10 protein-coding genes are annotated in these 12,029 nt (G+C 48.4%); 8 read left to right on the top strand and 2 right to left on the bottom strand.

The genetic code is table 11. The features are described from left to right. Positions 1 to 172 precede the first annotated feature (172 nt). The gene (locus KGF65_RS10015) at positions 173 to 499 is read left to right on the top strand and encodes a bacteriocin immunity protein (protein WP_133305798.1); all 327 of its coding nucleotides are present in this window, start codon (positions 173 to 175) and stop codon (positions 497 to 499) included. Between the two features lie 111 nt (positions 500 to 610). Here the strand turns inward: KGF65_RS10015 and KGF65_RS10020 are convergent, their stop codons facing one another. After that, the gene (locus KGF65_RS10020; protein WP_101872959.1) at positions 611 to 2,005 is read right to left on the bottom strand and encodes an MFS transporter; all 1,395 of its coding nucleotides are present in this window, start codon (positions 2,003 to 2,005) and stop codon (positions 611 to 613) included. Positions 2,006 to 2,424: 419 nt separating this feature from the next. On the opposite strand from KGF65_RS10020, the gene KGF65_RS10025 reads away from it, so the two are divergent. The 7 genes from KGF65_RS10025 to KGF65_RS10050 all read left to right on the top strand — a co-directional run bounded on the left by KGF65_RS10025 (position 2,425) and on the right by KGF65_RS10050 (position 10,570). Then, a complete protein-coding gene (locus tag KGF65_RS10025) occupies positions 2,425 to 4,176 on the top strand; it encodes an ABC transporter transmembrane domain-containing protein (RefSeq protein ID WP_216748415.1) in 1,752 nt (583 codons plus the stop codon). Further along, the gene (locus KGF65_RS10030) at positions 4,176 to 5,963 is read left to right on the top strand and encodes an ABC transporter ATP-binding protein (protein WP_056952938.1); all 1,788 of its coding nucleotides are present in this window, start codon (positions 4,176 to 4,178) and stop codon (positions 5,961 to 5,963) included. Before KGF65_RS10025 ends, KGF65_RS10030 begins: the two co-directional genes overlap by 1 nt. A gap of 41 nt (positions 5,964 to 6,004) precedes the next feature. Beyond that, positions 6,005 to 6,133 carry a hypothetical protein gene (locus tag KGF65_RS17285; RefSeq protein WP_021337072.1) on the top strand — a complete coding sequence of 43 codons (129 nt, stop codon included), beginning with the start codon at positions 6,005 to 6,007 and terminating at the stop codon, positions 6,131 to 6,133. A 371-nt stretch (positions 6,134 to 6,504) separates the two neighbouring features. Beyond that, on the top strand, positions 6,505 to 7,533 hold the full coding sequence (locus KGF65_RS10035) for an aldo/keto reductase (protein ID WP_105924429.1): 1,029 nt from the start codon (positions 6,505 to 6,507) through the stop codon (positions 7,531 to 7,533). A gap of 275 nt (positions 7,534 to 7,808) precedes the next feature. After that, on the top strand, positions 7,809 to 8,675 hold the full coding sequence (locus tag KGF65_RS10040; protein ID WP_088770812.1) for a DUF3737 family protein: 867 nt from the start codon (positions 7,809 to 7,811) through the stop codon (positions 8,673 to 8,675). After that, positions 8,665 to 9,837, top strand: coding sequence for a MalY/PatB family protein (locus tag KGF65_RS10045; protein ID WP_101872961.1), 1,173 nt, complete (start codon positions 8,665 to 8,667; stop codon positions 9,835 to 9,837). The genes KGF65_RS10040 and KGF65_RS10045 overlap by 11 nt, the downstream gene beginning before the upstream one ends. 139 nt (positions 9,838 to 9,976) lie before the next feature. Further along, on the top strand, positions 9,977 to 10,570 hold the full coding sequence (locus tag KGF65_RS10050) for an NADPH-dependent F420 reductase (RefSeq protein WP_050340285.1): 594 nt from the start codon (positions 9,977 to 9,979) through the stop codon (positions 10,568 to 10,570). 266 nt (positions 10,571 to 10,836) lie between these two features. On the opposite strand, the gene KGF65_RS10055 is transcribed toward KGF65_RS10050, so the two are convergent. Further along, positions 10,837 to 11,676, bottom strand: coding sequence for a helix-turn-helix domain-containing protein (locus tag KGF65_RS10055; protein ID WP_065674855.1), 840 nt, complete (start codon positions 11,674 to 11,676; stop codon positions 10,837 to 10,839). Positions 11,677 to 12,029: the final 353 nt, after the last annotated feature.

A 12,029-nucleotide genomic window follows, 5' to 3' on the forward strand; every position in this document is an offset into this window, starting at 1 on the left:
CCCCAAAGTAATTGCTATTTGAAAATTGCGCGGTACGATTTCAATATCAATTACTTCGAGATGACGGATAACAAATCCAAGTTACGAAGAGGCCGAATTGCCAGAGGTTGGCCTAGTCGTAACGATGGGGAATCAGAATCGGATTGAACTGAACAGAAACGTGGTGGGGCTTATGGATGAAGAGGCAGAATATTTTTTCCAGTTGATTGATCAGGCTTATGCCGAAAATCTAGAGAATCAGCCTAGTGGATATAAAAAGTGTTTGCTCAAGGCAGCAACGGATTTAAGCAATGGCAAAAGCGTCATCAAGGCTGCTACTGATATCTATTTGACTTGTCAAAAGGATTGTATCGTTCCGATGGGATTGCCGCCGAAAAACCGAATGCTGCATGGTTTTATCCACGACAAGCTAAAATCACTCAGTCAAAAAGAGCTGCGCAACTTGAATATTGGACATGGTTTGATTGCCACTCATTTTACATTTGGGCCGTTTCTATAGCCTTTCCGATAAGACTCAACCAATCAAAATTCATACAACGTAAAGCCCAGGTCAGCGAATAACCTGGGCTTTTGTGTCGTATTATTAGTAATTTTATCTGACCGGTTCGTGTTAATGTTGGGCTGCTTCCAACCGCTTGACGCGCAAGACGCTGGCTAAAATGGCGATAGCCAAGATGAATAACAGGATGAAATCCAACTTGCTACCCATCACCGTACCAGTGACCGTCGTATGATGAATTTCATAGCCGGAAATTACGGCGGACATAATACTGGTCCCGATTGAGCCAGCATACTGTTGCATCATACTGAACATAGAGTTCTGGTCTGACTTTTGCGGTAACGGCACGCGGGTACTTCCATCTGAAATTGCGGTCCCAAAGCCGGTGTTAAAGCCGATTCGGAGCAGCGCATAAATTGAGGCAATCAAGACGACGGTGAAGTGGTCGGTGGTCAACCAGAATAGGATGAGAGCGACACTGGCCATGATTGCACTGAAGGTCAACAGCATCGTCGGACCTTGCTTGTCATAAATCTTACCCGCAATTGGACCGGTGATGGCCCCCACGATGGCACCGGGCAACATCATCAAGCCAGCCATCATCGCCGAGGCGCCAAGCACCGTTTGGGCGAATAGTGGTAGGACAAATGATAAGCCGATGTTGATAAATTGCAGGCCGAAGTAGTTGAACAGGCGGAGACGTAATACAGGCAGTTTTAAAATCGAATAATCGATCAGCTTACGACGCCCCTTGAGTGCGTAAGTGACCATGATGGCAATCATCACGATGCTCCAGAGGCACCAGCCACCAAAGTTCAGTGACAACCAACCGTGCGTTCCGGCGTTATTAAATGTAAATAACAGACTGGTGAACGCCACGGCTAAGAGGAAGGCACCGAGAAAATCGAACTTCTTGTCCCCAACACCGAGCGCCTGACCGGAAATATTGATGGCGCCAAGAATGGCCAGTAACGCTAAAATCGGGACGATGCCCACGAAAATGGCGCGCCACGACCAGATGCTCGTCAGGACACCACCGTAAGTCGGTCCTAACGCCGGGGCTAGCGACACGATGACACTCGCCATCCCCGTGTAAGTCCCGAGCTTGCTCCGCGGGACGTTAGTAAAAATCAGCTGAAACATCAGTGGAATCGAGATCCCCGTCGCAATTGCTTGTAAGAGCCGACCGGTCAATAACACCGGAAAGCTGGGGGCAATCCAGCAGAGAATCCCGCCGAGAAGACAAACGAGGGCGGCAAATAAGAAGAGGGGCTTCGGGTTGAAGCGTTTCAACACATATGCGGTGGTACTCATGACGATGGTGGTCAATAATAAGTAGCCGGTCGTCAACCACTGAACGGTATCGAGCGAGACGCCCATCGTTTTGATCAACGTGGGAAACGTCACGTTCATGGAAGTTTCCACGAGGATACCGACAAATGAGAGCAGGCCAACGGATAGGATGGCGAGCTTTGTTTTTAAAGTAACGGTACTTGGTTCAGACACAATTAAACACTCCTTAATCGATAATTGGCGTATTTTGGACAGCTCACCAAGCCCAATCGGACGTGCAGTCAAGCCTGTTAAGTAAGTACTCACGTGACTTGACCAGTCATGCCGGTGATGGCCGATGGGCGCGATATTCGGTCGAAATGTCCGCATAACTGCCGCTGACCATCACCGAATGGCGCCCAATGATCCACCGCCTGCGAGTGCCGTCAATGTGCTGCGCGACGGTGGAATTTGACCATATAAAAGGACGATCGCCTGGACCGTCCCGTTAACGTTACTAGTTTAAGCTTATTTTCACAGCGGCGCAATCACTTTGCCTTGATATTGGAACTTATCATTAAAGCGATTTGGTTAAGTATGGTATTATAAAATGTTGTTTCATTAAATTTTAATTAAAATTTAGGAGGTGCGGTGTGAGCATATTTATCAAACTAGGCTGGTATTTCCGGCGCGAATGGAAGTTGTATTCAGCGGGCGTGCTCGGGCTAGTCTTAACAGCAATTATTGGCATTATTCCACCGCGAATTATCGGGGATGTGGTGGATGGCATCAACCAACGCCACTTAACAGCGCGGTCCTTAATGATTTATCTGAGCATCATTGGGGCGGCCGCCATTGGTCAATACTTAGCGCGCTATCTTTGGCGTAATGCCATCTGGGGTGGTGCGGCGGGCCTGGAACGAACGCTGCGGGAACGCCTCTTTTGGCATTTTATGAAGATGGACGCGACCTTTTATCAGAAGTATCGCACCGGGGATCTCATGGCGCATGCGACTAATGACTTAACGGCGGTCGAACGGGTCGCTGGTGGCGGGATTCTCCAATTTGCGGACTCCATCATTACGGGTGGGACGACGTTGATTGCGATGATGACGCTGATCGACTGGCGTTTGACACTGATTGCGGTCGTTCCCTTCCCATTATTAGCGGTCGTGTCACGTTATTTAGGTAAAAAAATTCACGTGGCGTTTCGTGCCTCCCAAGCGGCCTTTTCTCGTTTGAACAATAAGGCTCAGGAAAGTATCAGTGGGATTAAAGTCATCAAGGCGTTAGGACAGGAACAAGCCGACGTGGCCGATTTTAATCAACAAATTGACGAGACGATTAAAATCAATCGCCACGTCAACGTGCTCGACTCCTTGTTCGATCCTGCGATTACGATGATTATCGCGCTATCGTATGGTGCGACGATTATTCTCGGCGGCATGTACGTGACTCATGGCATTATTACGATTGGAAATCTCGTCTCGTTCGTCACCTATCTAGGGATGATGGTCTGGCCGATGTTTGCGGTCGGAATGCTCTTCAATACGATGGAACGGGGGAACGCCTCATATGATCGGGTCATGGAATTATTGAATCAACAGAGTGCGATTGTGGATGCCAAACGCGGCATTGAACAGCGGCCCCACGGTGATATTCAGTATCAAATCACCCAGTTCAACTATCCGAATGACGCCGGGACTAGTTTGCGTGACGTCAACTTTAAGTTGAAGGCGGGCCAAACCCTCGGAATCGTCGGACGGGTCGGCGCTGGCAAATCAACTATCATGAAATTGATTTTGCGGGAGTTTGACCAGTATGATGGTCAGATTACCTATGGCGGGCATGATATTAAGCAATACGCGCTAGATAGTTACTTGCCAGCCATCGGGTACGTGCCGCAAGACAGCTTTTTGTTCTCGAATACGATTCGGGAGAATATCCGGTTCGCGGACCCGAGTGTCAGTCAGGACGTGGTCGAAGCGGTCGCTGCTAAGAGTGATTTGAATGGTCAGATTGCGAACATGCCGGCTGGTTATGACACCCAAGTTGGTGAAGAAGGCATCTCGCTTTCAGGTGGACAGCGGCAACGATTGGCAATTGCGCGGGCGTTACTGATCAACCCCGAATTACTGATTTTGGACGATGCGTTATCGGCGGTCGATGCTGAGACTGAAGCGGAGATTTTGGCGAATTTAAAAGCCAAACGTGCGGATAAGACGACCATCATCGCCGCTCATCGGTTGAGTTCGGTGATGAATGCCGATGAGATTATTGTCTTAGATGCGGGTCGCGTGGTCGAACGCGGGACTCATACCCAATTGATGGCTCAGCAGGGTTGGTACCAACAGATGTTTGAGCGACAACAATTGGAGACTAAAGTGGAAGGGGCGGTGCAATAATGGCGCAACGTCAATCAGTATGGGCACGTTCGATGCCCGTTAAGGAACAACTCACGGTTATTCGGCGGCTGTTGCCATATGCCAAGCCATTCAAATGGTTTTTCATTGCAGCCATCGTCTTTTCCGGACTAATCAGTGTCGTTAATATTTATTTGCCGCGGGTCTTGCAGACGTTTATCGACCACTACCTCAAGACTGGCAATGCGACGGTACCAATCATGTGGTACTTTGCCGGCCTGTATTTCTTCGGTATGGTCGTTCGTGCCCTGATGCAATTCGTGCAGAACTTCAGCAGTACCATGGGCGCGGAGTACATGCTAGAAAACGTCCGGCGCCAAATGTTTAGCAAATTACACCGAATGGGAATGCGCTACTTTGACCAAGTCCCGGGCGGCTCGATTCTATCGCGGCTGACCAATGATACGATGTCATTTTCTAACTTTTGGGCGTTATTTAACACGCTATTTACGGCCTTTTTCGCTGTGATTTCATCATTTGTCGCGATGTATCTGACGGATGCGCAGATTGCGCTGTGGCTACTCGTCTTCATGCCATTTTTGGCTGTGACGATTTGGTATTACCAACGCTACAGTTCGCGGGTCTATCGGCGGATGCGGGAGCGGCTCAGTGAGCTGAATACGAAGCTGAGTGAAGCGATTACGGGTATTAGCGTGATTCAGCAATTCCGCCAAGAACACCGAATCAACGGCGAATTTGACCAGACTAATGATGCTTATTTTAAAACCCGGCAGGCAATGATTCGAACCAATTCACTGTTGTTGAGTCCGCTCATTGACTTGTTTTACGCCTTAGGAACCGTTATGGTGCTTGGTATCTTTGGGGTACGGGGCCTGAACGGTTACGTGGCTGCCGGGGTGGTCTACGCCTTTATTACGTACCTGAATAACTTTTATAACCCAATGACGTCGATGATGGATAACCTGTCGGACTTTCAAGACGGGGTCGTTGCCGGGTCGCGGGTCTTACGAGTCATGGATGATCCAACGATTGCCCCAGCACAACACGCTGACCCCACCGCCAAGATCACGCGTGGCAAGATTGAATTTCGACACGTGACCTTCGCCTATGATGGACAACACCCGGTATTAAAAGACGTGTCGTTTGTCGCGGAGCCGGGTCAAACGGTGGCGCTGGTCGGTCAGACTGGGAGTGGAAAAACGTCAACGATCAATGTGTTGATGCGGTTCTACGAATTCCAATCCGGCGAAGTATTGATCGACGACCGAGATATTCGTGAGTATCCGGCTGAAGAATTACGACAGAAGATGGGCCTAGTGTTGCAAGAGCCGTTCATGTTCTATGGCGATATCAATTCTAATATTCGCATGTTCAATGACCAGATTTCGGACGAACAAGTTCAAGCTGCCGCACGCTTCGTGAAAGCGGATGATTTCATCAATGACCTGCCGGAGAATTACCAGTCACGCGTGATTGAGCGGGGCGCGAGTTATTCCTCTGGTCAACGACAACTGATTTCATTTGCCCGCACGATCGTGACTGATCCTAAAATTCTGATTTTAGACGAAGCCACGGCCAACGTGGATACCGAAACGGAAGAAATGATTCAGACTGGCTTGAACCGGATTCAAGAAAATCGGACGACGATTGCGATTGCCCACCGGTTATCGACGATCCAAAACGCAGACTTGATTTTAGTCTTGAACCAGGGTCAAATCGTGGAGCGCGGGACCAATGATGAATTGTTACAACAACATGGCTACTATTACGATATGATTCAGCTGCAAAATTCTGCGCACGCGAGTTAATTGTGGTATGCTCGAGACAAAATAAGTCGAGGTGATGGCGCATGCGTCGAAAAGTATCGTGGTTAGTGATCATGACGGTCATGAGTACCTTGTGGAAGGTCGGGTTGCGGCTGTTGATGACTCACCACCAACGCCCAAAACAGTTGAAGGTCAAGGTCAAGTTGAAGTAGGTCGTTGATAGCAATGACCAGATATGGATTGGCTGGATTTGACGTAAGGGACGGAATTTCCTCTGAAGCTAGACGACATCATCCCGTTCCTTCGAATAGATGCTAGCCTGACCAGCAAGTCCTGTGAATCATCATAAACGAAGGCCCCACTCAGAAGTAAAAACTTCTAAGTGGGGCCTTTGTTGATGATTGCGTTCTGAATTGCGACTGCCCGCGCTAATCGTTTGGCTTCGGATTAATTATTAAAATGACTAGATTCACGTGGACTATGCAGATTAGTAATACTTGACTATTTGAACAAAGCATTTTACGTCGGCCGATAACCGCGGTTAAATAGACTTATCAGCAGACGTTGAAGGGAGTTATCGCAGATGGAATATCGACAATTGGGCACGTCAGATTTACAAGTTTCGTCGATTGCACTCGGTTGCATGGGCTTTGGTACGGGAAGTGGCGATGATATTAACCAGCGCTCGTGGGCAGTCGGTCAGCAACAAGCCGACCAAGTCTTACAACGGGCGGTTGACTTAGGGATCAACTTTTTTGACACCGCGCCGGTTTATCAAGCAGGTGCGAGTGAACGTGTCTTGGGGCGGGGGCTGCAACAATTTTCCCGTGATCAAGTGATTCTCGCAACCAAGTTCACTAATCGAACGACGCAAGAAATCAATGACCATGTTAGCGGCCGTGAACACATCTTGCGTTCGCTAGACCAGAGTTTGGCCAACTTGCAGACGGATTACGTTGACTTGTATGTCTATCATATTTGGGACTGGCTCACACCGATGGCCGACATCATGGCTGGATTAAACGAAGCCGTCAAGTCCGGTAAGGTCCGCTATCTGGGCATCTCAAATGCGTATGCCTGGCAGATTGCACAGATCAATGCGTTCGCGGCGCAGTATGACTACCCGCAATTTGTTTCCATTCAGAGCCACTATAATTTAATTTATCGCGAAGATGAGCGTGAACTATTTACCTACGCTCACGAAAATCAGCTGGCAACCACGCCGTATAGCCCGCTGGCGAGTGGCCGCTTAGCGCACCCGTTTGGCACTGAAACGACGCGGCGGCGTCAAGATGCGTTCTCTGAGACGAAGTATGGCGCGACCGTTGATATTGATAAACCTGTGATTGCACGCGTTGAAGAACTGGCACAGCGGCATCACGTCTCGATGGCCGCGATTAATTTGGCCTGGCTCCAACAACGCGTCACGGCCCCCATCATTGGTGCAACCAAACCGCACCATTTAGACGCGGTGGCAGAAGCAGCGGACCTCCAGTTGACGCCAGCTGAAGTGCGTTACTTAGAAGAACCGTATCAACCTCACGATTTGGAAGGCGTGATGGCGGATAATCGCTCGCGCGAACATAATTGGAATCAGTATTCGGGTCAGTAGTGCTGGGCGTTGCTGATGGAGACTTTGAGCGGTCGTCTGGGACGACGTTTCGGTGGTACTGTTTTGCCAAAATGCACGTGACGATGGCACAAGTTGCTTGACTTAAAGTTAACTTGAAGTCTTAGACTGATTAATAGGTGCTGCAAGTACCGTTGTCATTGCGTTACCCAATGACGTGTGGTAATAGAACGAGCTGACCTGACTACTTGACCTCTGAGGCTGGTTAATAAGTTAGACAAGTGACACTGATTGATAACAAAGGAGCGCTAGTTTAAGTGAAAACAATTAATCAAGACTATTTGACGGGTGAACGGGCGTTATTCAAAGCTCGCGACCTCGAAATTAACAATACGACGTTCGCGGACGGTGAATCGCCGTTAAAGGAAAGTCACAATATTCAGCTGAATCAACCCATTTTTAAGTGGAAATATCCATTGTGGTATAGCGAGCACGTGACGGTCGACCGCGGATTATTTGAAACGATGTCTCGTTCTGGCATCTGGTATACCAAAGATATCACGATTACGAACAGTACGCTACAGGCGCCTAAGCTTTTTCGGCGGGCCAGCCAAATCAAGTTAGCGCACGTTCATTTCTCTGATGCGGAAGAAACCTTGTGGAACTGTCAGGATATCACCTTGACGGATGTGCAAGCAGCCGGGGATTACTTCGGTATGAATAGTCAGAATATTCGAGTCGACGGCTTCAATTTGGTCGGTAACTATGCGTTTGACGGCGCTAAGAATGTTGAAATCCACAACGCCACGTTGATGACCAAGGATGCGCTCTGGAACTGCGAAAATGTGACGGTCTACGATTCACAAATTATTGGTGAATATCTGGGCTGGAATTCTAAGAACGTTCGCTTCGTCAACTGTACGATTGAAAGCGACCAGGGCCTATGCTACATGGACAACGTCAAGCTGGAGAACTGTACGTTGCTCAATACCGACTTAGCGTTTGAATATTGTCGGGATATCGATGCGGACATCGTTTCCAGCATTGATAGCGTGAAGAATCCAATTAGTGGCCGTATTCATGCGCAAGCCATCGGTCAAATCATCATGGACGATGCCGAAATCGACCCGCATCAGACGCTGATTAGCGTTGAACAAGAAAGCCGTGCACCGCATGCCGTTTGATTTTGAGACTATACTTGATCGGCGCCACACTAATTCGGTCAAGTGGGACGTCGCCGATAATGAACTCCCAATGTGGGTGGCGGACATGGATTTTCAGACCGCGCCGGCGATTCAAGCGGCGTTGACTAAACGTGCGCAATTCGGCGTCTTCGGTTACGAAGAAGTCCCCACGGCCTATTATCAGGCCGTGGCTGACTGGTGGGCCACTGAACACCATTTCCGGCCCCAAGTCGACTGGTTGATGTTCTGTACCGGTGTTGTGCCGGCAATTTCATCGATCGTTCGTAAAATGACGGCGGTCGGGGATAACGTGTTGGTGCAGGCTCCCGTTTATAATATTTTTTATCATTCGATTGAAAATAACGGTCGGCACACCTTGAGCAGTGACCTCGTTAGCCAGGATGACCAGTATGCGATTGATTGGGCTGATTTGACGGCGAAGCTAGCTGATCCACTGACGACAATGATGATTATCTGTAATCCGCAAAATCCGATCGGTATCGTGTGGTCACGGGAGACCCTGCAACGGATTGGGGAACTTTGCCTGAAGTATCATGTGCTGGTCGTCGCGGATGAGATTCACTGTGACTTAACGCTCAACGGCAATGATTACACGCCATTTGCATCGCTGACTGAGCCAGTTGCGCATAACAGTATCAGCTGCGTGTCACCAAGTAAGACGTTCAACGTGGCGGCATTGCACGCGGCGACCTTGATTATTCCGGACGACCACGTGCGGACGTTAGTGAGTCGCGGCATTAATAACGATGAGCTGGCAGAGCCGAATTCGTTTGCAATTCCCGCTAGCATTGCGGCCTACACCGAGGGCCACGACTGGCTGCATGCGTTGCGAACGAAACTAGCGGCTAATCAGCGCCAAGTCCAGACGTTCCTGACGACTGAATTACCGCAAGTCCGGTTAATTGAAGCGCAGGCCACCTACCTATTATGGTTGGATGTCAGTCAGGTCACGACGGATAGTACGGCCTTAGCGACGTTTATTCGCCAGCAAACGGGACTATTTTTGTCCGCTGGGGGCGTCTACCGCGGGGATGGCGACCGTTTCTTACGGTTAAACGTGGCTTGCCCGACAAGTACGTTGACGGATGGTATCCAGCGGCTAAAAGCCGGCATAACCGCGTATCAGCAGGCGCAGGCCTAAATCTAATCGGCGCGTATCGGGTGCATTTCTATCAGGATTTCGCTATCATTGAGATAAGCTGATTTGACTGCATGTGGCAGAATCAACGACGTCATTGTGTTGCGTCAAATCAAAATTGAAGGAACGGGTGGTGAAATCCATGGAAATTGGAATTGTCGGTGCCGGAACCGTGGGCAGCGTGTTAGCTAAAACGTTCGCGCGGGGTGATCACCAAGTCAAATTAAGCCGACACAGTGGTGCTGCTAGTTTGGCCCCACGGCGCGCAGAATTTCCGGCTAACGTTGCTTTCGTAGAAGTGGCAGCCGCGTTGCAACAACCGGTAGTAATACTCGCCGTACCATTTGAGCAAGCACCAACGGTATTAGGACAGGTTGCTGACTATGATCAGCGCATCGTTATCGATGCAACCAACCAGTTTACGGCTGATTTCAAGAAAATCAAGACGGCACCGTTTACCGGGAGCGAAGTGGTAGCGCGGGCTGCTAATAATGCCCGTGTGATCAAGGCGTTTAACACGCTGCCACCAGAATTTATGGACGGCCATGTCGATGGTCCTGGCAAGCGAGTCTTGTTCTACGCGGGTGATGACGTGGCTGCCAAGAAGGAATTCGCGGCGCTCGTGCGGCCATTGAACTTTCGACCGGTCAATCTCGGTAAACTCCGCCATGGCGGTAGTGTGATGCAAGTCGGTGGCGGCCTCGGTAATACGCATTTTGTTCAGATTGATGAATAGGGCTTGGATGTTGATGAGAATCAGCTAACGCCCAGTTGGATTGTTAAAACGGCATGATTCCAGTTTGTGGGAATCGTGCCGTTTTTGGCGTCTGATTTTTTGGTGACGGGTGCTGAGGCGCGGTTATATCCAGTGGGATGTTGAGTGAAATTGATGGCTATCATGATTTTATACCGTAGAAATTAGACCACGTCTCGAAAAAACAAACGGTTCCTTCACTAGAACAACCGGCATATATCTGGATGAAGGAGCCGTTCGTTAACATTTTATTGACGGACTTTCTGCAAGTATCGTTCAAAAATAACCGCTAAGCCATCACTACCTAACTCGCGAAAAAGATTGATGATCCGTTGACATTCCGCATCACTTGTCGTTTCCCCGGTCACCAACAGCATGGCGTTTTCAAAAAACTCTAAGCAGGCTTTTTCAAACAGTAAATCGTCAGTCAGCCTATTTTGGTGTAACTTATTCAAAATAAAAGTGGCCCGTTCAAACTCTTCACGCTCTATGAAGAGAATCAAAACGTTGGTCAGCATTCGAAATGACTCGTTGCCATATTTTCTCAGTGTGGAATACATACTTAGATTGTGCAAGGACTTTGAGAGTGTGACATCGATGAATTCGGTTGAAAAAATGAACATACAATTGTTAAAAAGGACGGTTTCGTAGTGCGTCCATGTTTCAACATTGGTGAGGTAATCACGAAGTAGTGCCTCACAAGGACCGCTGGCATGATTGCTTAATTTATGCTTTAAAACATTAATCAGACAGTACATATGAAGATAGGATTGGTTAATCTGTTTGAGTTCTAGGTATTTGGCAATCATTTTATCCAGCGATTTTAGATCACCCTTGTCAAAAAAAATTTTGACTTTGTTCATATCAGCAAAAATTTTGTCTTGGCGAAAGTTGTTCTTGATGAAATAGAACTCGTCGAAATTCACGTGGAGTTGATCCAGAATGAATTTGAACGTATTAATGGAAGTGTTGACCTGTCCGTGAACAATTCGATAATAGTTTTGCCGACTGAGCGTTGTCCCACAGAGCGTTTTCAATGAAATGTTTTTATTCCGTCTAATGAATTCTAAAGTCTCACCAAGTTCCATTCGGGGGCTTCCTAAATACTGACGATGTCACATATCTGTGTCAGATGTTAAACATACACAACCTCATGGTCAGTTTTCTGAAAATTATTGTATGCTATCAGTATATCGCTGGTGAAGAATGGTTGACGACTGATTTGTACGATGTGCAACGATTTTAGACGATGAGTTGATTGCGAATAACGTCGCTGATTGTGAAGATAGCGGCAGTGCCAAGTCGCACGTGCAAAGTACGTTGTTCAACAAATGTCGTTATGGTGCGCATTCGGGTATAACAATTCCCATAAAGACAAATTAGGTAGCACTGCTGAAAGGCCGAAAAATCGGCGCATTCAGAATTATGAAAATTTAGGTCA

The organism is Lactiplantibacillus sp. 30.2.29, assembly GCF_018991255.1.
Classification (GTDB): Bacteria; Bacillota; Bacilli; order Lactobacillales; family Lactobacillaceae; genus Lactiplantibacillus; species Lactiplantibacillus pentosus.

Excerpts from the sequence above, each read along its gene's own strand:
- KGF65_RS10015 (WP_133305798.1), top strand. The coding sequence starts at position 173 with ATGGATGAAGAGGCAGAATATTTTTTCCAGTTGATTGATCAGGCTTAT.
- KGF65_RS10030 (WP_056952938.1), top strand. The coding sequence starts at position 4,176 with ATGGCGCAACGTCAATCAGTATGGGCACGTTCGATGCCCGTTAAGGAA.
- KGF65_RS17285 (WP_021337072.1), top strand. The coding sequence starts at position 6,005 with ATGCGTCGAAAAGTATCGTGGTTAGTGATCATGACGGTCATGAGTACC.
- KGF65_RS10035 (WP_105924429.1), top strand. The coding sequence starts at position 6,505 with ATGGAATATCGACAATTGGGCACGTCAGATTTACAAGTTTCGTCGATT.
- KGF65_RS10045 (WP_101872961.1), top strand. The coding sequence starts at position 8,665 with ATGCCGTTTGATTTTGAGACTATACTTGATCGGCGCCACACTAATTCG.
- KGF65_RS10050 (WP_050340285.1), top strand. The coding sequence starts at position 9,977 with ATGGAAATTGGAATTGTCGGTGCCGGAACCGTGGGCAGCGTGTTAGCT.
- KGF65_RS10055 (WP_065674855.1), bottom strand. The coding sequence starts at position 11,676 with ATGGAACTTGGTGAGACTTTAGAATTCATTAGACGGAATAAAAACATT.